Genomic DNA, 25,744 nt, shown 5'->3' with positions numbered 1-25,744 from the left:
GCTCCGTGTCATCAAAAACCGCATTATGATACTGGATTACAAACGTTTTATCAGCCTGAACGCTTCGCGGAAAGCGCAATATAACGCTGGACAGAGGCGCGTTGCCACTGAAATGCTGCATATTCCGCCAGTCGCTCCGGGACGTCGTCGCCGTTGAGAACCAGACGGTTGAGCATCAGTGCTAAATCAGTATCGGCCAGACACCATTCACCGAAAAGATTTGGCATGTCATGTGCCAGCAGATTCCCCGCTATGGAGAACAGTTTGTCTGCGCTGATTTTCCCCGCCTCGCTCAGCGGTCCTTTTTTTACCCCACCGAAAACGACATCCGTCGGACGCTCTTCTCGAATGGGCATTAAATCACTGCGCAACCATGCCTGTATCTGCCGCGCACGCGCGCGTTTTTGCAGGTCGTGAGGATAGATTCGCTCCCAGGTGGGTGGCGAAAAGCGGTCTTCCAGGTATTCAGCAATCGCGGAGGACTCGCTCAACTCAAAACCATCGATGTTCAGCAACGGTACCCGACGCGTCAGTGCATACCCCTGCCAGCCCGGTTGTAGATGCTCACCGTTGTTAAGATCGACGGTTTTCAGACTAAACGGCAGTCCCTTTTCCTGCAAAGCGACATACACGGAGAGCACATAGGGGGAGAAATAGTTTGCATCGGACCACAGCGTGATAGTGGGTTTACTCATGGCATCCTCGTCTTTATTAGGCTTTTCTCCCAACATAGAGGGTCTTTCGCTCGCTGTCACCTGATGAAAACTCACACAGCACGACAGGCTTTCTATACTTGTGGTTGGCTTATCCGATAAACACGTTGTGGAGCAGAAATGATCGACCTCTATTACGCCCCGACACCCAATGGGCACAAGATTACCCTCTTCCTTGAGGAAGCCGCGCTGGACTACCGATTAATTAAAGTGGATATCAGTAAGGGTAATCAGTTTCGCCCCGATTTCCTCGCCATTTCACCCAACAATAAAATTCCCGCCATCGTCGATCATAACCCGCTCGATGGCGGCCCATCGCTGAGCCTGTTTGAGTCCGGTGCCATTTTGCTTTATCTGGCGGAAAAGAGCGGCCTGTTGCTTAGCGGTGAATTACGCGAGCGCCATAGCACGCTGCAATGGCTGTTCTGGCAGGTGGGCGGGCTGGGCCCAATGCTTGGTCAAAACCACCATTTCAACCATTTTGCTCCACAGTCCATCCCCTACGCTATTGAGCGCTATCAGGTTGAAACACAACGGCTGTATAACGTTCTCAATAAACGGCTGGAGATGTCGCCGTGGCTGGGCGGCGAGCATTACAGCATTGCCGATATCGCCTGCTGGCCGTGGGTGAACGCCTGGCAGCGTCAGCGCGTCGACCTGGACATGTTTCCCGCCGTGAAGAATTGGTTTGAGCGCATTCGAAGTCGGCCCGCCACAGAACGCGCAATGATGCTGGCGCACCAGGATCCTGCGTGAGCAAAAGGATAACGCGACCGGGTTCTCGTGTATCATGCGAGAGTTCATACATGGAGGAGACCTGCAATGTCACATCATGACGCTATAATTCGTGTAAAAAACCTTCGCTTACGCACTTTCATTGGCATCAAAGAGGAAGAGATCAATAACCGACAGGATATTGTCATCAACGTTGCGATTCACTATCCGGCGGACAAGGCTCGCGTCAGCGAAGATATCAATGATGCGTTGAATTACCGCACGATCACCAAAAATATCATCCTGCACGTTGAGAACAATCGCTTCTCATTGTTAGAAAAATTAACCCAGGATGTGCTCGATATCGCACGCGAACACCACTGGGTCACTTATGCTGAAGTGGAAGTCGACAAACTACACGCGTTGCGTTATGCCGATTCCGTCTCCATGACGTTGAGCTGGCAGCGCTAACCGCCATCACGGGAGGCTGCATGAAGATACTGGTAACTGGAGGGACTGGCCTTATTGGAGGACACCTGGTCCCGCGCCTGCAGGAACTGGGTCATCAGGTGACCGTACTGACCCGCCACCGCGATACTGCCCGGGAAAAGCTCAATGACCGGGTGACACTGTGGGACACGCTGGGAGATAAGCAAAATCTCGACGGTTTTGACGCGGTGATTAACCTGGCCGGTGAGCCCATTGCTGACAAGCGCTGGACGACGGAGCAAAAAGATCGCTTGTGTCAGAGCCGCTGGCGCATCACCCAGAAACTGGCGGACCTCATTAATGCCAGTGAAACCCCGCCGTCAGTCCTGATTTCAGGTTCTGCCACAGGTTATTATGGCGATCTGGGCGAAGTGGTCGTCACTGAGGAAGAACCGCCGCATAACGAATTCACCCATAAACTTTGCACACGCTGGGAGCAAATTGCCTGCGAAGCGCAAAGCGACAAAACGCGTGTTTGCCTGCTGCGTACCGGCGTGGTGCTGGCACCAAAGGGCGGGATCCTCGGTAAAATGGTTCCACCGTTTCGTCTGGGCCTCGGTGGCCCCATTGGCAACGGCCGCCAGTATCTGGCCTGGATCCACATTGATGATATGGTCAATGCGATTCTCTGGCTGCTGGATAACGACCTGCGTGGGCCGTTCAACATGGTCTCGCCCTATCCGGTACGCAATGAGCAGTTTGCTCATGCGCTGGGACATGCCCTGCAACGGCCAGCCATTCTTCGCATACCAGCCACCGTGATGCGCCTGCTGATGGGCGAATCATCGGTGCTGGTGCTGGGCGGGCAACGCGCCCTGCCCAAACGACTGGAAGCCGCCGGATTTCCCTTCCGTTGGTATGACCTTGAAGAAGCGCTGTCGGATGTCGTTCGCTAACGTCTTCCCTGTTCACTCTCGCCGTTCCGGTGGTAAGGTAGTCTCACTGGCTCCCGGAATGGCGATTTTATGGCACGACTCACAACCGAACGACTGACGCTTTCCCCGTTTCAACCCACAGACTGGCCCTTTTTCCTCGCGCTTCGTGAAAATCCGGACATCATGCGTTTTATGGGCAACCTCTGCCCGGAACGCGAAACGCGTTTGCTGTTTGCGCGTCGTCTTACCTCAAAACACACCTTCGTGATCCGCCAGCATCACGATGCCACACCGCTGGGCGACATTGGCTTACAAATCAGCCATCATTTTCCGCAGGAAGCTGACATCGGTTATTGCGTTATCCCCGCCGTCCAGGGACGCGGTATCGCCAGTGAGGCCGTTCGTGCCGTCTGCGACTATGCCTTCCGCGAAGCTGGCGTGAAAGCCATCAACGCCTGGGTGCTTGCCGAGAACCGGGGTTCAGTCCGCCTGCTGGAAAAACTGGGATTTGTGCGTACGCAGGTGCTGGAGAAAGCGTTTGAGATCAACGGTATCCACTATGACGACTGGGGATACCGTCTGGAGATGGCGTGAGGTTAACCGTTCATCGACGCAAGAAAGTCTCAGGCGCGCGTAGCGGTAAGCTCGTCAACGGGAAGACCGGTTATCCTGGCGACGGTGTGGGCATCAATCCCATCTGCCAGCATCATACGTGCAATCCGCTGGGCTTCATCGCGTTTGCCCTGTTGAATCCCCTGATCTAACCCCTGCTGACGCAATCTGTCGGCGATAGTCATTAGTCTCTCCTTGTGGTGGGGTGAACGCTGGGCAACCTCGGCAAGAAACTCACTAAAATGCGCGGCGTCACCGGTTTGCATCATATAATTAAACAGCGTTTTCAACTGGCTGTCATTAGCGTAACCCTTAATCAACAGGGCAACTAATTGCTCCATCAAGCCCATTAAATCACGCTTGCGGATATGCTTTTGCATTAACTCCAGGAGCGCTATCCGTCGATGCTGCATAATGTCATCATCCGCCACAACCGTGATATCAACCAGAGGAAAGGCAGCGGTATAGAGCTGTCTTGCCGTAGAGGGATCGGCAAATTCATCCAGCCAACACAAGGAGAAGGGATAGGGCGTCACCGCGCCGTGATAAAATAACATCGGGATCACCAATGGCAGTTTTTTATGTCCGGCATCGAGATGACGTTGCATTGCCCCCATGGCATAGCGCATCAGTCGGAATGCCATATGAGCATCGGGTGAACTTTGATGTTCAATCACCACATAGATAAAGCCCTCTCCTTCCGCCGTCTTTAACGACCAAAGAACATCGGAATAATACGCACGGAGATTCTCTTCAATAAAGCTACCTGACTCGAGTTTCAGCGAGTCCAGATCGCAAAGTTGCCGCAATGAAGCAGGCAGATGGAATTCCAGGAAATCTCTGGCAGTGTCCGGGTGGCACATGAACGTTTTAAACACCGCATCATGCGCTGTAACCTTAGCTGTTGTCATGGCCATACCATCATCCCTGTGAGTCGATGACATGACGTTACGCGCATTAATCGTCTGCGACACCAACAGACGTTGCGCTTTGCGGTGATGAATCCAGGGTAAATGCACTGGTCTGCAATATTTTCAGGGCTTACGGAAAGTCACTCGCAAAAAGCCGGGAGGCTGTTGCCTTTCCCGGCTTACCTTAACGATACGCCTGAACCCGTTACTTCAGCGATCCTTTCAGGAACTGTTGCAGGCGTGGACTTTGGGGGTTACCGAAGAGTTGCTCTGGATTGCCCTCTTCTTCGATTTTCCCCTGATGCAAGAAAATCACGTGGCTGGAGACATGGCGGGCAAAGCCCATTTCGTGCGTCACCACCACCATCGTTTTCCCCTCTTCGGCCAGTTGCTGCATGATACGCAGCACCTCGCCGACCAGTTCAGGATCCAGCGCCGAGGTTGGTTCATCAAAGAGCAACACTTCCGGCTCCATCGCCAGGGCGCGCGCAATCGACACTCGCTGCTGCTGACCACCGGAAAGATGCACCGGGTATTTCCCCTGTGCACGCTCATCAATGCCGACTTTCGCCAGGTATTTGGTCGCCCGTTCACGGGCTTCCTGTTTGCTCAGACCCAACACCTGAATTGGCGCTTCCATGACGTTTTCCAGCACCGTCATGTGGCTCCACAGGTTAAAGTGCTGAAACACCATCGTCAGGCGGGTACGCAGTAAACGAAGCTGATTTTTATCCGCTACCTTAAGCTGACCGTCTTTGTCACGCACCAGGTTGATGTTCTGGCCGTTGACCACAATCGACCCTTCGCTCGGTTTTTCGAGGAAGTTTATGCAGCGCAAAAATGTACTTTTCCCGGAGCCGGATGAGCCAATAATACTGATCACATCTCCGGCGTTGGCCTGCAGTGAAACCCCTTTCAGCACTTCGTGTTCGCCGTAGCGTTTGTGCAAATCGATAACGTTTAATTTATTCTCAGACATCGTGTTACCCGAATTATTTAGAGGAAACATGCTGCAACCAGCGCCTTTCCGCACGGCGGAACAGGCTTATCAGGACATACGATATGATTAAGTACAGCACGGCGGCAATACCGAAAGCGGTAAAGGGCTGGTAGGTCGCCGAGTTAATATCACGGGCGATTTTCAGCAGATCCGGAACCGTTGCCGTGAACGCCAGCGCCGTGGAGTGCAGCATTAAAATAACCTCGTTGCTGTACGCGGGTAACGCGATACGCAACGCCGAAGGCAGAATAATGCAACGATACATTTTGAATGAGGAGAAGCCATACGCGCGCGCGGCTTCAATTTCACCGTGCGGAACCGAGCGAATGGCCCCGGCGAAAATCTCTGTGGTATAGGCGCACGTGTTCAGCGTCAGCGCCAGAACGGTACAGTTCAGACCGCTGCGGAAGAAGGCGTTCAGAAAATCGGTGCCTTTGACTATCTCCAGCGTGTACATCCCTGAATAGAACACCAGTAGCTGAACGTACAATGGCGTCCCGCGAAAAATATAGGTAAACAGCCAGATGGGAAACTGGATGAATTTGTTGCTGGAAACACGACCAATGGCCAGAAAAACGGCCAGAATGCCGCCCATCACCACGGAGGAAATCAGCAGCCACAGCGTAATCGCCACCCCCGTAAACCGGTAGCCATCCGTCCACAACAGGGATTTCCAGTACTCCTGAATTATCTCAATCACAGGTCAGCCCTCTTCACACCGACGGAGTAACGGCGCTCAAGGAACAGCAGCACACCATTGGAAACCGTAGTAAATACCAGATAGATAAGCCCGCAGACGATGGCGAAATAGAATGGCTCCCAGGTGCTCTTTCCGGCCAGTTGCGTGGCTTTGACCACATCTTCCAGACCGAGCAGCGAGACCAGTGCCGTCGCTTTGAGGATCACCTGCCAGTTATTCCCAATCCCCGGCAGCGCATAGCGCATCATTGCCGGAAACATAATACGGCGGAAAATTTGTGAAGAGGTAAAACCGAAAGCGGTAGCGGCTTCAATATGACCTATTGGTACCGCCATAAAAGCGCCACGAAAGGTTTCTGTAAAATACGCGCCATAGATAAAACCGAGCGTAATAATACCAGCGACCATCGGGTCGATATCAATCTGACTGATGCCTATCGCATCGGTTAATGTGTTGAGTGCTATCTGCAGGCCATAAAAAATCAGCAGCATCAGCACCAGATCTGGCACCCCGCGAATGAGGGTGGTATAAGCTTCGAAAATAAGCCCCGTCACCCGGTTTTGCGAGAGTTTAGCCCCCGCACCGACGAGCCCGATCAGAACGGCCAGCACCACGGAACTGAGAGCCAGTTCCAGCGTGACAATTGCGCCCTGTAAAATAACACCTGAAAACCCGTACAACATGCTGCCTGTCCTGTCGTGAGTGGCGAGTTAGAAGCCTCTTTTGACGTGATGGTGCTACCTGTTATGCCGAATGGCGGCGTAGCCTTATCCGGCCTACAGCAATCACCTGTAGGCCGGATAAGCGCAGTGCCATCAGGCATAAAACCGGTTCATCATCACGTCCTGGGCTTTATCTGCACCTGCGGGGATTAACCGCCATAAACATCAAAATCAAAGTATTTCTTCGCCAGCTTCTCGTAAGTTCCGTCAGCGCGCATTTCTGCAAACGCTTTGTTCAGGGCTTCACGCAGTTCGTTATCCTCTTTGCGCAGACCCATGCCGGTCCCTACACCAAACAGTTTCTCGTCTTTCACAGACGGGCCGCCGAATTTGTAATCTTTGCCAACGGGTTGTTTCAGGAAGCCTTCGCTTGCGGCAACTTCGTCCTGGAATGCAGCATCAATACGCCCCGCAGTCAGGTCAGAGTAAATATTGTCCTGCCCCTGATACGACACAATCTCAATGCCTTTTGGCGCCCAGTGTTCGTTACCAAACGTCTCCTGAGTGGTGCCCTGCAGCACACCGACGCGTTTGCCTTTCAGCGACTCAACGGTCGGCTGAATGTCTGATGACTTGGCCACGACCAGACGCGAGTCAGCTGCATAAAGTTTGTCAGTGAAGGCGATTTCCTGCTGACGCTTTTCAGTAATCGAAAGCGAGGACATGATAGCGTCGATTTTCTTCGCTTTTAACGACGGGATCAGCGCATCCAGCGGGTTCTCAACGAAGGTACATTGCGTATTAATACGTTTGCACAGCTCTTTCGCCAGATCGATATCAAAACCCACCAATTCACCCTGCGCATTCTTCGACTCAAACGGGGCGTAGGTTGGATCGGTACCAATACGAACTTTTTGTGGAATGGCGGCAAAGGCTGCGGTAGCACTGGAGAAAGCCAGGACCAGAGAAAGAGATAACACCAGTTTTTTCATAACTATCCTCAACAGACTGTCTTTTATAGGGGATGTTTACAGGACCAGGTGCAGTTATCGTGCCATTAATCGGGTCGACAAGGCAAAACATTCTGCCCTGTCCCCGGTTTATTTTGCATGAAAAGCGCTTAAATATGCACTTCCGCTCTGTTCACCCGCCATAATTGCACCATAATGGTGCATTCAACCCGTCACGCACCGCTATGGCTAACCCAAACGGTGCAGTCAGGTCCCCCGTATTCAGGTATCAGTCGCCGTAGACGTTAAAGTCAAAATACTTTTTCGCCATCTTGTCGTAAGTGCCATCCTGACGCAGATCGGCCAGCGCCTTATCAAAGGCAGCTTTCAGTTCCGTATCGTCTTTACGTAAACCAACGCCTGTACCGTCGCCGAAGTACTTTTTATCCTTCACGGAAGGGCCGGCAAAAGCAAAGTCTTTGCCCGCAGGCTGTTTGAGGAAACCTTCACTGGCGGCAACTTCGTCCTGCAATGCCGCATCAAGACGGCCCGCCGTCAGGTCAGAGTAAATCAAATCCTGGTTTGCGTAGGCCACCACATCCACGCCTTTGCTACGCCAGGTGTCATTGGCATAGGCTTCCTGAGTGGAGCCTTGTAACACGCCAACGTGCTTACCTTTAAGCGCGTCAAGCGTTGGCTGAATCGGGGAGCCTTTCGCCGCGATCAGACGCGAATCCGCCGCGTACAGTTTGTCGGAGAAGGCAATTTCCTGCTGGCGCTTATCGGTTATGGAGAGCGAAGAGATAATGGCATCAATTTTCTTCGCTTTGAGCGACGGGATCAGTGCATCGAAATCACTGGCGACCCAGGTACATTTGACCTGCATACGCTTACACATCTCATTGCCCAAATCGATATCAAAGCCGATGAAGTCGCCTTTGGCATCTTTTGAAGAGAACGGAGCGTAGGTGGTATCCGTGCCAATGCGCACCGTTTGCGGCAGCGCTGCATAGCTGGATGCAGTAGCAGATAGACCAATCAGCAATGACAGAGCGAGAATTGACTTCTTCATACATAACCCTCAAGTGGAATGACTTTATTATGTTTTACGTTGTGTTGTGCGTTTGCAGGCTTTTTCATGCAGGTCTTATGCCATTTTCGCGCCGCTCGGGATATTCGACGTTAAATATGTTAATAAAACGTTGCAATATTGTCCTGATGTTGAAGATAGCAGGTCTGACGGATGAACCGCAGCGTTTCAGATGGATTTAGCGAATTAAATGTTGAGGATATGATCGCGGTTACAAAATTGCCCTGTTTCAGGGCAATTGATGCAAAAAGGCCCGCCGACGGGGCAATATTATGCACCCTGCCAACGGGTAAAAAGGTCCTGCGGAAGGGCGATATCAAACTGATCGAGGACGCGATTAACTGTCTGATTTATCACATCATCTAGCGTCTGAGGACGATGATAAAACGCCGGAACCGGTGGCATAATGACCGCACCAATTTCCGCCGCCTGGGTCATTAAGCGCAAATGCCCCAGATGGAGCGGCGTTTCCCGAACGCACAGCACCAGTGGGCGGCGCTCTTTTAACACCACGTCTGCCGCGCGGGTCAACAGGCCATCGGTATAGCTATGGACAATGCCAGAAAGCGTTTTAATTGAGCACGGCAGAATAACCATTCCGGCGGTCTGAAAAGAGCCGGAGGAGATGCTGGCGGCAATATCGCGCGCATCGTGCGTCACGCTCGCGAGCGCCTGAACATCACGCAGCGATAAGTCAGTCTCGAGAGAAAGCGTCTGGCGGGCGGCCTGGCTCATGATCAGATGCGTTTCAACATCCGGTACATCGCGCAACACCTGGAGCAGCCGCACGCCGTAAATGGCGCCGCTGGCACCCGAAATACCAATAATGAGTCGCTTCATGATTTATCGCCCTGTCTGACTTCTGGGCTGACTTTGCAGGATTTTATGGGGAGTTGCAAGTCAGGGGGCGGGATTCGCCCCCTGGCAGGTCAGGGATTACCCTTCGTTGTGCATCTCGAGGTTTTCAACTTCGTTCTGCAACTGAACTGCTTTGGCATCGTCATTACGCAGGGAATCGAGAAAATCGAGATACTGCTGATCCACATCCTTCGTAACGTATACGCCGTTAAACACGGAACATTCAAACTGCTGGATATCCGGGTTCTCGGTACGGACCGCGTCGATCAGATCGTCCAGGTCCTGGAAGATAAGACCGTCTGCGCCGATGATCTGGCGAATCTCATCCACTTCACGACCATGCGCAATCAGTTCGTTTGCAGTAGGCATATCGATGCCGTACACGTTCGGGAAGCGAATCTCTGGTGCCGCAGAGGCCAGATAGACCTTTTTCGCCCCGGCTTCACGTGCCATTTCAATAATCTGCTCTGAGGTGGTGCCGCGCACAATGGAGTCATCCACCAGCAGGACATTTTTATCACGGAACTCCGCGCGGTTGGCGTTCAGTTTGCGGCGTACGGACTTACGGCGCAGCTGCTGTCCCGGCATGATAAAGGTACGACCAACGTAGCGGTTTTTCACAAACCCCTGACGGTACGGCTTGCCGAGAATACGCGCAATTTCCAGAGCGATATCGCAGGAGGTTTCTGGAATCGGGATGACCACGTCGATATCCAGATCCTCCCACTCACGAGCAATTTTTTCGCCAAGCTTGGTACCCATGTTCACACGGGCGCTGTAGACGGAAATCTTGTCGATGAAGGAATCCGGACGCGCGAAGTAAACATACTCGAACAGGCACGGATTGCTGACCGGGTTTTCGGCACACTGACGGGTGAATAGCTGCCCTTTCTCCGTGATATAAACCGCTTCGCCCGACGCAACGTCACGCAGGAATTCAAAGCCCAGGGTATCCAGCGCGACGCTTTCAGACGCCACCATATATTCGGTGCGACCGTCGCCGACATCACGTTTACCCAACACCAGCGGACGGATACCGTTCGGGTCACGGAAGGCAACCATACCGTGACCAATAATCATCGCCACACAGGCATACGCGCCGCGGATCTGGCGGTTGGTCGCGGCAATCGCGGCAAAAATGTTGTCTGCTTCCAGCGGGTAGTGACGGAAGTTATCCAGTTCACTGGCGAAGATATTGAGCAGGATCTCAGAATCTGAGGTGGTATTGATGTGACGGCGCTTCTCCTCAAACAGCTTTTTACGCAGTTCGTGGGCATTGGTCAGGTTGCCATTGTGGGCAAGCGTGATGCCATACGGGGAGTTGACGTAGAAAGGTTGAGCTTCAGAGGCGCTGGAGCTGCCAGCCGTTGGATAACGCACATGACCGATGCCCATGTTGCCCTGCATACGCTGCATGTGGCGAGCTTCAAAAACATCACTCACCAGACCGTTTGCCTTACGCAAACGGAAGCAGTTATTTGCATCGATGGTGATAATGCCAGCGGCATCCTGACCACGATGCTGAAGCACTGTTAAGGCGTCATAAATCGACTGGTTAACCGGCATAACACCGGCGATACCGACAATACCGCACATACGTCTTTTTCCTCGTTAAGCTACAACCCAACGCTTATGCTCTGGGCAAGAAACTTGACGAGCTTTGCAGATAGTCAAAGAACCATCTGATGATGAAACTGAACTCCGGGATCAGCTGTGACTTACTCCAGTCCTCACCTTTCGACAGGCCGGTAAAGGTGTCGAGAAAGAACAGAATAGCAGCCACAATCAACACACCGCGCAGAGCCCCGAAACAGACCCCCAGAACCCGGTCGGTACCTGACAGACCGGTTTTCTCAACCAGTTGCCCTACCACGTAGTTCACAATGGCGCCGACGATCAGCGTCGCGATAAACAGCACCGCGATGGCAATCCCGTTTCGAACCAGTTCGTCTTCAAAGCCCGAAAACCAGACAGACAGGTAAGTGTAGTAATGGCTGGCGACAAAGAAAGCACAACCCCATGTCACCAACGATAACGCTTCACGAACAAAGCCACGGATCAGGCTAACCAGACAGGAAAAACCAATCACCGCGATAATGGCGTAATCAATCCAGACCATATGTGTCCCACGATTTTACGCCCTGTCGTCCTGTTCGGGGCGCATTCTAACAGAAAAAGAAAACGTTTGCGTAGGGATTTCCTTCCCGCGCGTAAATAAAAATGGCGCTGAAAAAAACTTCAACGCCATACCGTTTTATGCCTCTTCGGGCACTGCCGGATGGCGGTGTAAACGCCTTATCCGGCCGACATACAACAAGGTGGGAAGCCTGATAAGACGCCGAGCGCTGTCATCAGGCAACCCTCACTTAGTTCGGGCTGTACCCCATCACCACTCCGCTTAATCCGGAGATTTGCTGCAGCTCGCCGAGCGAGCCTTTCAGCTTGTCGCGTGATGCATCCGGCCCCACGAGAATACGGGTTATTTTACCCTGTACTGGCGTTGACGGAGAAGTATATACCCGGAAACCTGCGGCACGAAGTTTACCCACGATCTCATTGACCTTATCGGCATTTTTCAGCGCCCCTAACTGCACAACGTAGGCTTTACCCGTGGGCGCCGGTTTCTCTTCTGCCGCCGGTTTTGGCGCAGGAGCGGGAACCGGAGCAGGCGTTGCCTCTACAGGCGGCTTCGGTTGCGGCTTCGGCTTTTCAACCGGTTTTGGTTTGGGCTGCTCTACCGGCGCTGGCGTCGAATCAAGCTCAGGATTATTCGCTGATGCATAGCGTGACGGATCCAACGACGGTGCCGCCGCATCGCCTGCCCGTACCTCTTCCGCCGCCCCTTCTGGCGGCTGAGTCGGCAAAGCCTGCGTTGCCGCTGGCATCATATCCGGCTCATCGCGATCGCCCGGTTTCGGGACCAGCGGGATCGCCGCGAATTCATCCTGATAATGTTTTTTCTGCCCGTCGAGCAGCCCGGGCAACACAATGACGCCCAGCGCGACCAGCACGATCGTGCCGACTAAACGATTCTGAAACTTACTCGCCACCGATTCTCCCCGCGTCCATCACTTCCATGACATGTGCAACCGTGTGAAATGAACCGCACACCAGTACGGTATCTTCTGGTCTCGCGTCTGCCAGCGCCGCATGCCATGCCAGCGCGACACTGTCATAGACACTGCCTTTACCGAGATGTTCCAGCAGTTGTTCTGCCGTTGCGCCCCGGGGGCCTTCCAGCGGAGCACAATACCAGTCGTCGACCACGCTTTTCAACCAGGCCAACGTTCCCGCAATATCCTTATCATGTAGCATACCGATAACGGCAAGAACGCGCCCCTTTTTCGGCAACATTTTCAGCCGTCCGGTGAGATATTCCGCCGCATGAGGATTATGCGCGACATCAAGAATGACGCGCGGCGACTCGCTCACAATCTGGAAACGTCCTGGTAGAATCGCCCGGGCAATCCCGTCGCGAATCGCCTGCTCACTGACGTTCAGGCCGCTGGCGCGCAGTGCCGCCAGCGCAGTCGCCGCATTAGGTTGAGGCACCTGTGGCAGCGGTAAATTCACCAGGCTACCGTGGCGATCGCTAAAAGACCAGCCCGTCTCCGTTACCGTAAACTGCCAGTCCTCGCCACGACGCTGTAACCGCGCGCCTTTCTCCAGTGCGACATCGGCGATGGTATAAGGCATTTCGGGTTCGCCGACAATCGCCGGTTTTCCCGCACGGAAAATACCGGCCTTTTCACGGCCAATGCTTTCACGATCCGGCCCCAGCCAGTCGGTATGATCCAGCGCGATGCTGGTGACTACGCCAACATCGGCATCGACGATATTTGTCGCGTCGAGTCGTCCACCCAGCCCAACTTCCAGGATCACCACATCCAGTTGTGCCTGCTTAAACAGCCACAATGCAGACAAAGTGCCGTATTCGAAATAGGTCAGCGAGATGTCCCCACGCGCCGCTTCGATCTCGGCAAAGGATTCAGTGTGAGCCGATTCGGGCAGTTCATTGCCACGTACACGTACACGTTCAGTGTAACGCACCAGATGCGGCGAACTGTATACCCCGACGTTATATCCCGCCGCCGTCAATACCGACTCCAGCGTCCGGCAGGTCGTGCCTTTGCCATTAGTGCCAGCCACGGTGAAGACAAACGGCGCAGGCTTCAGTACGCCCAGTCGCGCAGCCACCTGGCTTACGCGCTCAAGGCCCAGATCGATCGTTTTCGCGTGGAGGTTTTCCAGATAAGAAAGCCACGAGGCCAGGGGCGACGTGGCTTTAGGAATACGTTTGTTATTCATGATGCCCGTGAAATCGTTACGTTGAGAAAAGCAAAAGGGCAGCGCCTGTGGCCCTGCCCTTTTCAGTTATCAGGCCTCGGGTTCCTGATCCGGCACCGGCGGCACCACTACGCCTTCACGCGGGGTATCCGGATTTGGCGCCGGCAGATTCATCAGCTTCGCCAGAATGCTCGCCAGTTTCAGGCGCATCTCCGGACGGCGGATGATCATATCGATAGCGCCTTTTTCGATCAGAAACTCACTGCGCTGGAATCCCGGCGGCAGTTTCTCACGTACGGTTTGCTCGATAACGCGCGGACCCGCGAAGCCGATCAGCGCTTTCGGTTCAGCAATGTTGAGATCGCCGAGCATCGCGAAGCTTGCAGAGACGCCGCCCATTGTTGGGTCAGTCAGCACGGAGATGTACGGCAGACCGCGCTCCTGCATTTTTGCCAGCGCCGCAGAGGTTTTCGCCATCTGCATCAGCGACATCAGCGCTTCCTGCATACGCGCACCGCCGGAGGCGGAGAAGCATACCAGCGGGCAGTTATCTTCCAGCGCCTGTTCAACGGCACGGACAAAACGTGCGCCGACCACAGAACCCATCGAGCCGCCCATGAAAGCAAACTCAAATGCCGCTGCCACAACCGGCATGCCGTGAAGCGTACCCTTCATCACGACCAGCGCATCTTTCTCGCCGGTTTCCTTTTGCGCGGACGCCAGACGGTCTTTGTATTTCTTGGAGTCACGGAACTTCAGCACGTCTTTCGGCTCGAGTTCGCTACCCAGCTCCACCAGCGTTCCTTCATCTAACAGGCTATGCAGGCGGTTACGCGCCGACATACGCATGTGATGGTCACACTTCGGACAGACCTCAAGATTACGTTCCAGCTCAGCACGGTATAAAACCTGACCGCAGCTATCACACTTAGTCCACACCCCTTCAGGAATGCTTGCCTTGCGGGTGGGAGTAATGTTGCTTTTAATTCGTTCAATCCAGCTCATTTATGACCTTTCTGCCTGAACCTGGTGTGTTCCAGTTTTGCCGTGGGGGCGCATAATGCCATTTTTGCCCCCAACAGACCATGAATGTTGCACATTAAAACATAACAGCCCGAAACTTTGGACAAAAAAGTGGTCGAACCGCTGAGTTAGTTTCTATTTTGTTACACGTGACGCTGCGCGTTTATGGCGAACAATTTCCACCACGCCCGGCAGGATCGATACCACAATAATCCCGACGATCAGCAACTTAAGGTTGTTCTGAATCATCGGAATGGTGCCGAAGAAGTAACCGGCATAGGTAAAGAGCAGAACCCACAACAGCGCACCTATCACGTTATACGCCGCAAAATGACGATACGACATATGTCCCATTCCCGCCACAAACGGTGCAAATGTTCTGACAATCGGCACAAAGCGGGCGAGAATGATGGTTTTTCCACCGTGTTTTTCGTAAAACTGGTGTGTTTTGTCCAGATAGCTACGGCGGAAAATCTTCGAGTCCGGGTTACTGAATAACTTCTCGCCGAACAGGCGACCAATAGTGTAGTTCACCGCATCCCCGACAATCGCGGCAATCAGCATCAACACCACCATCAGGTGCACATTGAGATCGTTGGTGCCCAGCGACGCCAGCGCTCCCGCCACAAACAGCAGGGAGTCCCCTGGCAGGAACGGCGTGACCACCAGTCCGGTTTCACAGAACAAAATCAGGAACAAAATTGCGTAAACCCAGACGCCGTACTCTGCGACCAGTTCCGCCAGGTGCACATCAATGTGCAGGATAAAATCGATGAGAAAGTAAATCAGGTCCATAGGTGTGCCTTTATACGACTCGAATTAGTCCGCCAGAAAGAGCGGGCCCATAGGCGGTTTAGGAAGGTCAAACCGGTCAGGGTAGTCCACCGCAACCAGATACAGTCCTTCGGCCTTCGCCGTTGCCGCTGCGAGCGTTCTGTCCTTTGCCGCTAACAACTCTGCTATCCAGCTCTCCGGCTGGTTGTGGGCGCCTACTTCCATCAGGCTGCCAACAATGTTCCTGACCATATGATGTACAAAAGCATTCGCTTTGATATCGACCACCACATACGCCCCATGGCGCGACACATTAATATGCATCACGTTGCGCCACGGCGTGCGCGACTGGCACTGGACGGCGCGAAACGACGTAAAGTCATTCTCGCCAATCAGACACTGCGCCGCACGATGCATGCGTTCGGCGTCCAGCGGCTCGTAATAATGCGTCACCCCTTTGCCTAACACCGCCGGACGTAACCGGTGATTGTAGATGATGTAACGATATCGGCGAGCCGTGGCGCTGAATCGCGCGTGAAAATCTTCCGGTACAGCTTTCACCCATCGCACCGCAATGTCACCAGGCAAATTCGCATTTACACCCAATGTCCAGGCCGCATCTTTACGCAGCGCGGTGGTTTCAAAATGCACAACCTGTCCGGTGCCGTGCACACCGGCATCGGTGCGCCCGGCGCAAAAGACGTTAATCGGCTCATTGGCGACCAGTGAAAGCGCCTTTTCCAGCTTTTCCTGCACACTGCGGACTTCATTCTGACGCTGCCAGCCATAATATTTGCTGCCGTCATACTCGATGCCCAGCGCAATTTTATACACCGGCAGTTGTTGCTGGTCAGACATCAGTACAGGTACTCCTGCACCAGTTTTTCCGCAATTTTCACCGCCATCAGCGCGCCGCCAAAGCGGACGTTATCCGCCACGGACCAGAACTGAACCTGTTCCGGCATGCCGTAATCGTTACGCACGCAGCCCACAGACAGATGCGCGCTGCCTGAAGCGTCGCCCACCTGGGTCGGAAATTCACTCTCTTCTGACAGTACAATGTCTTCGCCGCGGGAAAAGGCATCACGAGCCTCTTCGGCAGCCAGTGGACGCAGCGCTTCAAATGCCACCATCTGCGCGTGACCGTAAAACACCGGTGACTGTACGCAGTTTGCCGAGATCAACAACCCATCATCCTGCATGATTTTGCGTACTTCATCGACGATCCGCCGCTCTTCACGCACGCTGCCTTCGCGATCCGGCAACAACGGCAACATGTTGAACGCCAGTTGGCGACCAAAGAAATCATCTTCATCGATGGGGATCCCGTTCAGCAGTTTCGCGCTTTGTCCGGCCAGTGCATCGACCGCTTTTTTACCCTGCGCAGATGCCGAAAGCAGACTGGTTACGGTGATGCGAGAAAGCCCACCCTGATCGATAAGCGGTTTCAGCGCGGCCAGCAGTTGGCTGGTCAGGCTGTTCGGCACGGCGATCACATTGCGATTGCGATAGTCCGCCAGCACGAACGGGTTCACTTCCGGCACCACCAGCGGAACGTCGGGTTCAAGCGCGAACAGACCGCTGGAATCAATGACCAGACAGCCCGCGTTTGTCGCCTCTTCAACCCAGGCCGCCGTGGCCTCAACGCCAGCAACGAAAAAGGCCAGTTGCGCCTGCGTCCAGTCAAATTCGGCCGCATCCTGCACAATCACTGACTTACCACCAAAGCGCAGATGTTCGCCTGCGCTTTCATTACGTGCCAGCGCAAAAATTTCCCCTACCGGGAACTGACGTTCAGCCAGGGTTTCAAGCAACGCTTCGCCAACGGCGCCCGTCGCGCCGAGGACGGCAATATTCCAGCCTTCAGACATGGTGGTTTACTCCAGAAAAGCATAAGCCTCCCTGCCGATTATTCGTCAGGGGGCATTAAGAAGACATTAACGTGTCGGGTGATGAACTGCGTTAAAACCCAGTTTACACAGTAACGCCGCCGCATCTGCGTCGTCGCACATCACATACAGTGAGGACCATTCACGACGCTCGAGGTAATTTTTGCGCAGTTTATCAAATTCACCCGGTATTCCGGCAACGTTGCGCAGCGGCGCATCGTCGCGGCGCACATCATACACCAAATGCACCAGTCTTTTCAGCGTCGGCTGATCCAACGGACCATGCAGCGTAATACGGCCAAATTCCGGGGCCGGCAGCAAGGTATCCAGTGCGACACGCTGCTCATGACCGATAAATGCGCTATATGCTTCAAAGACCTGCGTGGTGCCGCGCGCTTTGCCTTCCAGCGTGTAGCCCGCAATGTGCGCGGTGCCGATATCGATCGTGTTCAGCAGGTCGACATTCAGATCCGGCTCGCCTTCCCAGACATCCAGAACCACACTCAGATCCTGTCCGGCGTTAAGACGCGCCAGCAACGCGGCGTTATCCACCACGGCGCCACGACAGGCATTAATCAGAATAGAGCCCGGTTTCAGACGAGAAATCAGCGCATCATCGGCCAGATGCAGCGTTTTGTAAGGCCCTTCTTTAAACAGCGGCGTGTGGAATGTCAGGACATCCGCTTCCTGAACCAGTTCATCAAGCGAGCGGAAGTCGCCCTCGTCCCCGCGATCCGCACGGGGTGGATCGCATAACAGCGTGCGGATCCCCAGTGCTTCCAGTCGCGCCTGCAGGCGTCCACCGACGTTACCTACACCGACAATCCCGACTGTACGATCGCGCAGCGCGAATCCGTCACGTTCTGCCAGCATCAGTAGCGCGGAGAACACATATTCCACCACCGCAATGGCGTTACAGCCTGGTGCCGCTGAAAATCCGATGCCCGCCAGCCTGAGCCAGTCCTCATCCACATGGTCGGTACCCGCAGTTGCGGTACCCACAAACTTGATGGCTTTCCCTTCCAGCAGCGACGCGTTCACTTTGGTGACCGAACGCACCATTAACGCATCGGCATCATCCAGCTCAGCGACAGGGATGGGACGTCCGGGAACCGCTTTGACCTCACCCAGACGACTAAACAATTCGCGGGCATAAGGCATATTTTCATCAACGAGAATTTTCACGTCTGTCGTACCTGTTTGAGAACGAGAGTTAACCGGGCAAGTGTGCCATAATCTGGCCGCCAGGCATACTTTGCTAAGATTGATGGTTTAAGGATAAGTGATGATGCAACCCATTTCCGGTACTCCCGCACGCCCTCCCGGTGAAGGGCAACCTGCGGTTTCCACGGCGGGCGAACAACCGCTCTCCACGCAACAGCGGACCGTACTGGAACGCCTGATAACGCGCCTGATTTCACTGACGCAACAGCAAAGTGCGGAAGTGTGGGCAGGTATGAAGCACGATCTCGGCGTAAAAAGCGATACTCCACTGCTGTCGCGCCATTTCCCTGCGGCGGAACAAAATCTCAACCAGCGCCTCGGTGTGGCCCAACAAAATCATGCCAACCGCCAGGTGCTTTCACAGTTGACAGAATTACTGACTCAGGGAAATAACCGCCAGGCGGTCAGCGATTTTATTCGTCAGCAGTACGGACAAACGGCGCTCAGTCAACTCAAACCGGAACAGCTTAAGAATGTGCTGACGCTTTTACAGCAGGGACAGTTGTCGATCCCGCAGCCGCAGCAGCGCCCGGCGACCGATCGCCCGCTACTGCCAGCCGAACACAATACGTTAAATCAACTGGTTACCAAACTGGCCGCCGCAACGGGGGAATCCAGCAAGCTGATCTGGCAATCAATGCTGGAACTTTCTGGCGTGAAAAGCGGTGAGCTTATCCCGGCAAAACAGTTCACCCATCTGGCGACCTGGCTGCAGGCGCGTCAAACCCTGAGTCTGCAACACGCCCCTACCCTGCAATCGCTACAGGCGGCGCTCAAGCAACCGCTGGAAGCCGATGAACTGCTCAACCTGAAAGATTACGCCCAGCAGACCTGGCAAATTCAACCGCAGACGGTGCTGACCACCGCGCAGGTGCAGGATCTCCTGAATCAGATCTTCCTGCGCCGCGTCGAGCGCGATCGGGAATTAAACGATCCGCGCCACATTCAGCCGATTTATAGTCCGTTTACACCGGTTATCGATACGCTGCGCTCGTTCACCGCGAGTCCCGGACTGCTGTTCATCGCCCTGCTGGTCGCGTTACTGATTTTCTGGCTGGTCATCTAACGCCAGCGAAACGACAGTAGCGTCACCACAATCCCCAGCACCGCTGAAATCGCACCGGCAAGAAACACGGATGGATAGCCACAGGACGTGGCAAGCAACCCCGCCAGCGGGCCAGTGACCGCGTAAGAGATATCCTGAAATGCGGCATACCCCCCCAGCGCGGTCCCGCGGACCTGTGACGGTACGCGTTTCACCACTTCAACGCCGAGCGCCGGGAAGATCAGCGAACAGCCGGCTCCGGTTAATGCTGCACCGAGCAGCGCAAACCAGGCCGTCGGCGCCAGCCAGAGCAAGACCAGCCCAACGGTCTCGATCAGCAGAGAAGCGATAGCCACCCTGACCCCGCCATAGCGATCCGGCATCCAGCCAAACAGCACGCGCATGAACACAAAAGCCCCGCCAAAGGCGGTCAGTGTAAAGCCGGCCATCGCCCAGCCGTGGCTGGCGAAATAGAGAGAGATAAAGGTGCCGATCACGGCAAATCCCACGCCTTGCAGCGCGAGGCCCAGACCCGGTTTCCAGATAAGCCCCACGACGCTCCGCAGTGAGGGACGCTCGCCCGCATGTGCCGGTACTTTACGCACCGTTCCGTTAAACGCCCATGCCAGCAGCGGTAACACCATTGTCGTGCCCGCAAGACCCGCAAACCCCAAATGGCTGTGGATCAGCAGACCCAGCGGCGCCCCTGCCGCCAGCGCGCCGTAAATCGCCATCCCGTTCCACGACATCACTTTACCGGAACGTGACGGCCCCACCAGGCCCAGTCCCCAGGTCAGGGTGCCGGTCAGTAACTGGCTTTCCCCAAAGCCGAGGATCAACCGTCCGACGATTAATAACGCGAATTTGATCGGTACAGAAACGGGTAAGAGTGCCGCCAGTAGCCACGCGCCACCTGCCAGCGCGCAGGCGAACATGCCCTGCAGCGCAGAGCGCTTGGCGCCGTACTGATCGGCGAGTCGCCCGGCATAGCCGCGCGATAAGACGGTTGCGAGAAACTGAATCCCCACGGCGATACCGACCATCGTATTGCCATAGCCCAGTTCATGGTGAACAAAAAGTGGAATGACGGGTAGCGGCAGGCCGACCGTCATGTAGGTCAAAAAGACCGCAAACGCGATACGAAAAAGCGATGTGTTCGCTGCAGATGTTTTTTCTTTATGGGTTACTGCTGTCATGCGTTACTCCAGAATGCAGAGTAAGGCGAGGAAACGCCACGCCCCCTCCACCTGACCGTCAGGATTAAGGTGCGTTGGATAACGTCAAACGCTTACGCATTATCCGGAAGATAATGATGGGCCTGAAGTCTGCCTGCGAGTGACTAATGTTGTCAACAGTAACCCTGCGTTACGTAATGATGGTTTGTTGCTAAAGCATGAAGGTATACGGCACTTGCCCTGTTTGTACTTGATACTCTTTTTATATGGACTCGGTATCTTGAGTCGAAGGTAAACAGCGTGGACGCTGCCGAAAATCCAGGTACGCTAATACATTCCTGTATCGTAAACCATGGCGAAAAAATCATTTCCTTCCTTTCGCCAATGACATAAAAAAGCTTTTCCCATGTCATCCAGGCGTTATTGGTGGCATATTTAGTTGACAAGAGAAAATGATATTTATTCTGCATTGTAGAATGCATATTAAAAAAGCAAATGAATGATTAAAAGTTGTTTTATTATTCCCTGCAATTAATAAATAGACAAAAATAGCATGAACAGTCTTAACGGTTACACATCCACACATAATTTTGTTAATGCTGCATTTATTTTTCTATGCACATCACTTACAGGGGTTATGATGAGTTGGGCTAAAACAGCCGCAATGAGTCGTTCAGAGTGGTACTCAGATTTCAGACAACGCGACATGTGGGCAGGCCCTGGTTACCGGGCGGCAAAACCGGCCTATATCATCTACAGGAAATAGCGATGAGAGCCTTCTCTTTTTTAGCACTTGTCCTGCTGCTTTGCAGTTGCTCCACGCCCCGGCACGACAGCACAGAAGACGTTAAACAATTCTATCTCGCGTGGATGGCGGCATTTATCGATGCACCAGCTAAGCCTCACGATACCCGCGGGGTAATGCAACGTTATGTTACTAAAGAGGTTATCGATCGCCTGACGTTGATCGATAGCTATTATGAGCAAGACATCGTCGACTCAGACTACTTTATGTATGTGCAGGATTATGCCCCTGAGTGGATCCCACTGTTACAGGTTGGACAAGCACGTCCCTTCCTCGGCGGCGAAAAAGTGGATGTCAAACTGGGTGGACCCGCCAACATAGCGCCCGTTCAACTGGAGGTCTATACGCGTTGGGAAGAAAAACACTGGAAAATCTATCGTGTCAGGGATGTCGGAAACCAGTTTGAACATCCCATTTACAGCGCCGGTGCCATTGCCCGTGCCAGGGCGTGGTCAGCAGAAATTGCGCCGGAATACGAACCGCTTAAAAAGTAAAAAGGGAGCCTTATGGCTCCCTTTTCCGTCAATAATTGTCTTACGCTTTCAGCTTACGCATCACCAGCGTGGCGTTAGTACCGCCGAAACCGAAGCTGTTAGACATAACGGTGTTCAGTTCGCAATCGACAGTTTCGGTCACGATGTTCAGGCCTGCAGCCTGCTCGTCCATCTCTTCGATATTGATGCTCGGTGCAATAAAGCCATGCTCCAGCATCAACAGAGAGTAAATTGCTTCCTGTACGCCCGCGGCGCCAAGAGAGTGACCTGTCATCGCTTTGGTCGCAGAGATCGCAGGACTCTTATCGCCAAACACTTCGCGAATCGCGCCCAGCTCTTTCACGTCGCCCACCGGCGTTGAAGTACCGTGGGAGTTCAGATAGTCGATCGGCGTATCTACACCGTGCATCGCCATCTGCATGCAGCGCACTGCGCCTTCGCCGGACGGAGCCACCATATCCGCGCCATCAGAGGTCGCGCCGTAGCCCACGATTTCCGCGTAGATATGCGCGCCACGCGCCAGGGCGTGTTCCAGTTCTTCAACCACCACCATACCGCCGCCACCCGCGATAACAAAACCATCACGGTGCGCGTCATAGGTACGGGAAGCTTTAGCAGGCTGATCGTTATATTTGGTGGACAGTGCGCCCATCGCGTCGAACTCACAGGCCATTTCCCAGCCCAGCTCTTCGCCGCCGCCCGCAAATACGATGTCCTGTTTACCCAGTTGAATTTGTTCAACCGCATTGCCGATGCAGTGAGAAGACGTCGCGCAGGCCGAGCTAATCGAATAGTTTACGCCATGGATTTTAAACGGTGTAGCGAGGCAGGCCGAAACGGCAGAGCCCATCGCTTTGGTGACCACATACGGGCCAACTGCTTTCAGACCACGCGGGCTGCGCATGGCGTCAGCACCGAAAACCTGCGCTTTAGACGATCCACCGGAACCTGCAATCAGGCCAACGCGCGGGTTATTCTGATAAACCTCTTCGCTCAGACCAGCGTCTGCGATAGCTTCACGCATGGAGAGATAGGCATAAATAGAGGCATCGTTCATGAAACGCACCACTTTACGGTCGATCAAACCAGTGGTGTCCAGTTTGACGTTACCCCATACGTGGCTGCGCATTCCCGCATCTTTAAACTCTTCAGAAAAAGTGATCCCTGAACGTCCTTCACGCAGAGATGCCAGGACTTCCTGCTGGTTATTACCGATGCTGGAAACAATGCCCAAGCCAGTAATCACTGCACGTTTCATTCAATACCTCTGTCAGTCGCACTATAGTAAGTTTCGATTGGCACAATAGCGTACACTTGTACGCCGAACAAGTCCGATCAGCCAATTTATACTGAAATTTGCGCCGCCTGGCACACATCGCTAAGATCGTGACACTGCCTGTCAGACGAGTAACTTACGTGAAACAATACGCTATACAACCCGCCAACCTCGAATTCAACGCTGAGGGTACACCTGTTTCCCGAGATTTTGACGACGTCTACTTTTCCAACGACAACGGTCTGGAAGAGACGCGCTATGTCTTCCTCGGAGGCAACCGGATCGCTGAACGCTTTGTGGAACATCCTCGCCCGTTGTTTGTGGTGGCTGAGAGCGGCTTCGGCACGGGTCTGAACTTTCTCACGCTCTGGCAGGCGTTCGCCGCATTTCGCGCCACTCAGCCCGATGCTACGCTACAAAGATTACATTTCATCAGTTTTGAAAAATTTCCGTTGAGTCGTGACGATCTCACAGCGGCGCATCAGCACTGGCCGGAGTTGGCCGAATTTGCCGGGCCACTTCAGGCCCAGTGGCCGTTGCCGCTGGCGGGTTGCCACCGCCTGCTGCTGGAAGAAGGACGCGTCACGCTCGACCTCTGGTTTGGCGATATTAATGAACTCACCGATCAACTCGACGACAGCCTGAATCAAAAAGTTGACGCCTGGTTTCTCGACGGCTTCGCCCCGGCCAAAAATCCGGACATGTGGACGCAAAATCTGTTTAACGCCATGGCGCGTCTGGCTCGTCCTGGCGGTACGCTGGCAACCTTTACATCTGCGGGATTTGTTCGTCGTGGTTTGCAGGATGCCGGCTTTACTATGCAGAAATGCAAAGGTTTTGGCCGCAAGCGCGAAATGCTGCGCGGAACCATGGAACAAACGCTGAAAATCCCGTCCTCAACGCCGTGGTTTGCTCGTCAGGGAAGCGAAAAACGTGACGTCGCAATCATTGGCGGCGGGATCGCCAGTGCACTGCTTTCGCTTTCGTTGTTACGCCGGGGCTGGCAAGTGACACTCTATTGTGCCGATGACGCCCCCGCCCTGGGCGCATCCGGCAACCGTCAGGGAGCACTTTATCCCCTGCTCAGCAAGCACGACACGGCGCTCACCCTTTTCTTCCCGGCGGCATTTACCTTTGCCCGTCGCTTGTATGACGCCCTGCCCGTAGAATTTGATCATGACTGGTGTGGCGTCACGCAGTTTGGCTATGACGACAAGAGCCAGCACAAGATCCAACAAATGCTGTCGCTGGCATTGCCGTCTGCACTGGCAAGCGCGGTGGATGTCGCCCAGGCACAAAAACTTACCGGGGTAGACACTGGGTGCGGTGGCATAACCTATCCGCAAGGCGGTTGGCTGTGCCCGGCGCAACTGACCGCTGCCGTGCTGAAACTCGCGGAAAAACAAGGGCTACGCTGCCATTACCAACACTCTCTGGCAGCTCTTCACCGTTCAGCTTCCGGCTGGGATCTGCACTTTATGCACGGCAGTCACGCAGAACATGCCGCGGTTGTGCTGGCCAATGGTCATCAGATTAACCATTTTGCCCAAACGCAGACGTTACCCGTCTACGCTGTCGCCGGCCAGGTCAGTCATATTCCGACGACGCCAGCGCTTTCCGGGATCCGTCAGGTGCTGTGCTATGACGGTTATCTGACGCCGCAAAATCCGACGAATCAACAACACTGTATCGGCGCCAGCTACCATCGCGGCAGCGAAGAGACGCAGTATCGGGAAGACGATCAGCAGCAAAATAGGCAGCGCCTGATTGACTGCTTCCCGGCGGTAGACTGGGCCAAAGAAGTCGATGTGAACGACAAAGATGCTCGCTGCGGCGTGCGTTGTGCCACCCGCGATCATTTACCGATGGTAGGAAGCGTTCCGGACTACGCGTCGACGCTTTCATGCTATGCAACACTCAATGAACAGACTAAAGATGCCGTTTTAGCCCCATATTATCCGGACCTGTATATGATTGGTGCCCTGGGTGCTCGCGGACTTTGTTCTGGGCCACTTGCAGCTGAAATTCTGGCTTCCCAAATGAGCAGTGAACCTCTTCCCCTCGACAAATTGACACTGGCTGCACTGAACCCGAATCGACTGTGGATCCGTAAACTCCTGAAAGGTCGGCCTGTTGAGTAGCCCATCAAATCAGTTCCGGCATGATGAGCTAAACCCA

26 protein-coding genes and 1 pseudogene are annotated in these 25,744 nt (G+C 54.1%); 8 read left to right on the top strand and 19 right to left on the bottom strand.

The window, feature by feature from the left end:
• Positions 1–50 precede the first annotated feature (50 nt).
• Positions 51–695 carry a glutathione transferase gene (yfcF, locus tag AOY24_RS00550; RefSeq protein WP_054176041.1) on the bottom strand — a complete coding sequence of 215 codons (645 nt, stop codon included), beginning with the start codon at positions 693–695 and terminating at the stop codon, positions 51–53.
• A 138-nt stretch (positions 696–833) separates the two neighbouring features.
• On the opposite strand from yfcF, the gene yfcG reads away from it, so the two are divergent.
• From yfcG to AOY24_RS00530, 4 genes are all read left to right on the top strand, one after another.
• Entirely contained in the window at positions 834–1,469 is a 636-nt protein-coding gene (gene yfcG, locus AOY24_RS00545) for a GSH-dependent disulfide bond oxidoreductase (protein WP_043000008.1), read from the top strand.
• Positions 1,470–1,535: 66 nt separating this feature from the next.
• Positions 1,536–1,898 (top strand): dihydroneopterin triphosphate 2'-epimerase, encoded by a 363-nt coding sequence (folX, locus tag AOY24_RS00540; protein ID WP_054175964.1) that lies wholly within the window; start codon positions 1,536–1,538, stop codon positions 1,896–1,898.
• A gap of 20 nt (positions 1,899–1,918) precedes the next feature.
• Positions 1,919–2,812, top strand: a complete 894-nt coding sequence (locus AOY24_RS00535; RefSeq protein WP_054175963.1) for a TIGR01777 family oxidoreductase — start codon at positions 1,919–1,921, stop codon at positions 2,810–2,812.
• Between the two features lie 69 nt (positions 2,813–2,881).
• Positions 2,882–3,385, top strand: coding sequence for a GNAT family N-acetyltransferase (locus AOY24_RS00530; RefSeq protein WP_043000005.1), 504 nt, complete (start codon positions 2,882–2,884; stop codon positions 3,383–3,385).
• A gap of 29 nt (positions 3,386–3,414) precedes the next feature.
• Here the strand turns inward: AOY24_RS00530 and AOY24_RS00525 are convergent, their stop codons facing one another.
• The 16 genes from AOY24_RS00525 to pdxB form a co-directional block, all read right to left on the bottom strand.
• Positions 3,415–4,314: an Rpn family recombination-promoting nuclease/putative transposase gene (locus AOY24_RS00525; RefSeq protein WP_369815256.1), complete on the bottom strand. Its 900-nt coding sequence runs from the start codon at positions 4,312–4,314 to the stop codon at positions 3,415–3,417.
• 205 nt (positions 4,315–4,519) lie between these two features.
• A complete protein-coding gene (gene hisP, locus AOY24_RS00520) occupies positions 4,520–5,293 on the bottom strand; it encodes a histidine ABC transporter ATP-binding protein HisP (RefSeq protein ID WP_043001873.1) in 774 nt (257 codons plus the stop codon).
• Between the two features lie 13 nt (positions 5,294–5,306).
• Positions 5,307–6,014, bottom strand: a complete 708-nt coding sequence (hisM, locus tag AOY24_RS00515; RefSeq protein WP_043000004.1) for a histidine ABC transporter permease HisM — start codon at positions 6,012–6,014, stop codon at positions 5,307–5,309.
• Entirely contained in the window at positions 6,011–6,697 is a 687-nt protein-coding gene (locus AOY24_RS00510) for a histidine ABC transporter permease HisQ (RefSeq protein ID WP_043000003.1), read from the bottom strand. Before AOY24_RS00510 ends, hisM begins: the two co-directional genes overlap by 4 nt.
• A gap of 188 nt (positions 6,698–6,885) precedes the next feature.
• Positions 6,886–7,668 carry a histidine ABC transporter substrate-binding protein HisJ gene (gene hisJ / locus AOY24_RS00505; protein WP_044258497.1) on the bottom strand — a complete coding sequence of 261 codons (783 nt, stop codon included), beginning with the start codon at positions 7,666–7,668 and terminating at the stop codon, positions 6,886–6,888.
• 247 nt (positions 7,669–7,915) lie between these two features.
• Positions 7,916–8,698, bottom strand: a complete 783-nt coding sequence (gene argT / locus AOY24_RS00500; protein ID WP_043000001.1) for a lysine/arginine/ornithine ABC transporter substrate-binding protein ArgT — start codon at positions 8,696–8,698, stop codon at positions 7,916–7,918.
• A gap of 288 nt (positions 8,699–8,986) precedes the next feature.
• Positions 8,987–9,556 carry a UbiX family flavin prenyltransferase gene (locus AOY24_RS00495; protein WP_044258495.1) on the bottom strand — a complete coding sequence of 190 codons (570 nt, stop codon included), beginning with the start codon at positions 9,554–9,556 and terminating at the stop codon, positions 8,987–8,989.
• A gap of 96 nt (positions 9,557–9,652) precedes the next feature.
• Positions 9,653–11,170: an amidophosphoribosyltransferase gene (purF, locus tag AOY24_RS00490; protein WP_042999999.1), complete on the bottom strand. Its 1,518-nt coding sequence runs from the start codon at positions 11,168–11,170 to the stop codon at positions 9,653–9,655.
• Positions 11,171–11,204: 34 nt separating this feature from the next.
• Positions 11,205–11,693 (bottom strand): colicin V production protein, encoded by a 489-nt coding sequence (gene cvpA / locus AOY24_RS00485; protein ID WP_046483084.1) that lies wholly within the window; start codon positions 11,691–11,693, stop codon positions 11,205–11,207.
• A 247-nt stretch (positions 11,694–11,940) separates the two neighbouring features.
• Positions 11,941–12,624, bottom strand: coding sequence for a cell division protein DedD (gene dedD / locus AOY24_RS00480; RefSeq protein WP_042999997.1), 684 nt, complete (start codon positions 12,622–12,624; stop codon positions 11,941–11,943).
• Complete coding sequence (folC, locus tag AOY24_RS00475) at positions 12,614–13,882, bottom strand: bifunctional tetrahydrofolate synthase/dihydrofolate synthase (protein WP_054175961.1); 1,269 nt, start codon at positions 13,880–13,882, stop codon at positions 12,614–12,616. Before folC ends, dedD begins: the two co-directional genes overlap by 11 nt.
• 69 nt (positions 13,883–13,951) lie before the next feature.
• A complete protein-coding gene (accD, locus tag AOY24_RS00470; protein ID WP_042999995.1) occupies positions 13,952–14,866 on the bottom strand; it encodes an acetyl-CoA carboxylase, carboxyltransferase subunit beta in 915 nt (304 codons plus the stop codon).
• Between the two features lie 153 nt (positions 14,867–15,019).
• Positions 15,020–15,679: a DedA family protein gene (locus AOY24_RS00465; RefSeq protein ID WP_042999994.1), complete on the bottom strand. Its 660-nt coding sequence runs from the start codon at positions 15,677–15,679 to the stop codon at positions 15,020–15,022.
• Positions 15,680–15,703: 24 nt separating this feature from the next.
• Entirely contained in the window at positions 15,704–16,516 is an 813-nt protein-coding gene (gene truA, locus AOY24_RS00460; RefSeq protein WP_044258491.1) for a tRNA pseudouridine(38-40) synthase TruA, read from the bottom strand.
• Positions 16,516–17,529, bottom strand: coding sequence for an aspartate-semialdehyde dehydrogenase (locus AOY24_RS00455; RefSeq protein ID WP_042999992.1), 1,014 nt, complete (start codon positions 17,527–17,529; stop codon positions 16,516–16,518). The genes truA and AOY24_RS00455 overlap by 1 nt, the downstream gene beginning before the upstream one ends.
• Before the next feature lie 66 nt (positions 17,530–17,595).
• Positions 17,596–18,732 (bottom strand): 4-phosphoerythronate dehydrogenase PdxB, encoded by a 1,137-nt coding sequence (gene pdxB / locus AOY24_RS00450; RefSeq protein WP_044258488.1) that lies wholly within the window; start codon positions 18,730–18,732, stop codon positions 17,596–17,598.
• A 103-nt stretch (positions 18,733–18,835) separates the two neighbouring features.
• On the opposite strand from pdxB, the gene flk reads away from it, so the two are divergent.
• Positions 18,836–19,837, top strand: a complete 1,002-nt coding sequence (gene flk, locus AOY24_RS00445; protein WP_054176040.1) for a flagella biosynthesis regulator Flk — start codon at positions 18,836–18,838, stop codon at positions 19,835–19,837.
• Here flk and AOY24_RS00440 read toward each other — a convergent pair.
• Entirely contained in the window at positions 19,834–21,012 is a 1,179-nt protein-coding gene (locus AOY24_RS00440; RefSeq protein ID WP_054175960.1) for an MFS transporter, read from the bottom strand. The two genes, flk and AOY24_RS00440, sit on opposite strands and share 4 nt — an antisense overlap.
• A 652-nt stretch (positions 21,013–21,664) precedes the next feature.
• Here AOY24_RS00440 and AOY24_RS25300 point away from each other — a divergent pair.
• Both AOY24_RS25300 and AOY24_RS00435 read left to right on the top strand, forming a co-directional pair.
• Positions 21,665–21,757, top strand: a pseudogene (locus tag AOY24_RS25300) (hypothetical protein); the annotation flags it as partial.
• A gap of 2 nt (positions 21,758–21,759) precedes the next feature.
• Entirely contained in the window at positions 21,760–22,290 is a 531-nt protein-coding gene (locus tag AOY24_RS00435; RefSeq protein WP_054175959.1) for a YbjP/YqhG family protein, read from the top strand.
• A gap of 40 nt (positions 22,291–22,330) precedes the next feature.
• Here AOY24_RS00435 and fabB read toward each other — a convergent pair whose 3' ends face one another.
• A complete protein-coding gene (gene fabB, locus AOY24_RS00430) occupies positions 22,331–23,548 on the bottom strand; it encodes a beta-ketoacyl-ACP synthase I (RefSeq protein ID WP_044258478.1) in 1,218 nt (405 codons plus the stop codon).
• A 158-nt stretch (positions 23,549–23,706) separates the two neighbouring features.
• Between fabB and mnmC the strand changes: the two genes are divergently transcribed.
• A complete protein-coding gene (mnmC, locus tag AOY24_RS00425; RefSeq protein ID WP_054175958.1) occupies positions 23,707–25,707 on the top strand; it encodes a bifunctional tRNA (5-methylaminomethyl-2-thiouridine)(34)-methyltransferase MnmD/FAD-dependent 5-carboxymethylaminomethyl-2-thiouridine(34) oxidoreductase MnmC in 2,001 nt (666 codons plus the stop codon).
• Positions 25,708–25,744: the final 37 nt, after the last annotated feature.

Source organism: Citrobacter sp. CtB7.12 (assembly GCF_001297795.1).
Classification (GTDB): Bacteria; Pseudomonadota; Gammaproteobacteria; order Enterobacterales; family Enterobacteriaceae; genus Citrobacter_A; species Citrobacter_A amalonaticus.
This window is presented reverse-complemented; position numbering and strand designations above follow the sequence as displayed.

Coding starts and splice junctions, on each gene's coding strand:
- yfcF (WP_054176041.1), bottom strand. CDS start 695: ATGAGTAAACCCACTATCACGCTGTGGTCCGATGCAAACTATTTCTCC.
- yfcG (WP_043000008.1), top strand. CDS start 834: ATGATCGACCTCTATTACGCCCCGACACCCAATGGGCACAAGATTACC.
- folX (WP_054175964.1), top strand. CDS start 1,536: ATGTCACATCATGACGCTATAATTCGTGTAAAAAACCTTCGCTTACGC.
- AOY24_RS00535 (WP_054175963.1), top strand. CDS start 1,919: ATGAAGATACTGGTAACTGGAGGGACTGGCCTTATTGGAGGACACCTG.
- AOY24_RS00530 (WP_043000005.1), top strand. CDS start 2,882: ATGGCACGACTCACAACCGAACGACTGACGCTTTCCCCGTTTCAACCC.
- AOY24_RS00525 (WP_369815256.1), bottom strand. CDS start 4,314: ATGACAACAGCTAAGGTTACAGCGCATGATGCGGTGTTTAAAACGTTC.
- hisP (WP_043001873.1), bottom strand. CDS start 5,293: ATGTCTGAGAATAAATTAAACGTTATCGATTTGCACAAACGCTACGGC.
- AOY24_RS00510 (WP_043000003.1), bottom strand. CDS start 6,697: ATGTTGTACGGGTTTTCAGGTGTTATTTTACAGGGCGCAATTGTCACG.
- hisJ (WP_044258497.1), bottom strand. CDS start 7,668: ATGAAAAAACTGGTGTTATCTCTTTCTCTGGTCCTGGCTTTCTCCAGT.
- argT (WP_043000001.1), bottom strand. CDS start 8,698: ATGAAGAAGTCAATTCTCGCTCTGTCATTGCTGATTGGTCTATCTGCT.
- AOY24_RS00495 (WP_044258495.1), bottom strand. CDS start 9,556: ATGAAGCGACTCATTATTGGTATTTCGGGTGCCAGCGGCGCCATTTAC.
- purF (WP_042999999.1), bottom strand. CDS start 11,170: ATGTGCGGTATTGTCGGTATCGCCGGTGTTATGCCGGTTAACCAGTCG.
- cvpA (WP_046483084.1), bottom strand. CDS start 11,693: ATGGTCTGGATTGATTACGCCATTATCGCGGTGATTGGTTTTTCCTGT.
- folC (WP_054175961.1), bottom strand. CDS start 13,882: ATGAATAACAAACGTATTCCTAAAGCCACGTCGCCCCTGGCCTCGTGG.
- accD (WP_042999995.1), bottom strand. CDS start 14,866: ATGAGCTGGATTGAACGAATTAAAAGCAACATTACTCCCACCCGCAAG.
- AOY24_RS00465 (WP_042999994.1), bottom strand. CDS start 15,679: ATGGACCTGATTTACTTTCTCATCGATTTTATCCTGCACATTGATGTG.
- truA (WP_044258491.1), bottom strand. CDS start 16,516: ATGTCTGACCAGCAACAACTGCCGGTGTATAAAATTGCGCTGGGCATC.
- AOY24_RS00455 (WP_042999992.1), bottom strand. CDS start 17,529: ATGTCTGAAGGCTGGAATATTGCCGTCCTCGGCGCGACGGGCGCCGTT.
- flk (WP_054176040.1), top strand. CDS start 18,836: ATGCAACCCATTTCCGGTACTCCCGCACGCCCTCCCGGTGAAGGGCAA.
- AOY24_RS00440 (WP_054175960.1), bottom strand. CDS start 21,012: ATGACAGCAGTAACCCATAAAGAAAAAACATCTGCAGCGAACACATCG.
- AOY24_RS00435 (WP_054175959.1), top strand. CDS start 21,760: ATGAGAGCCTTCTCTTTTTTAGCACTTGTCCTGCTGCTTTGCAGTTGC.
- fabB (WP_044258478.1), bottom strand. CDS start 23,548: ATGAAACGTGCAGTGATTACTGGCTTGGGCATTGTTTCCAGCATCGGT.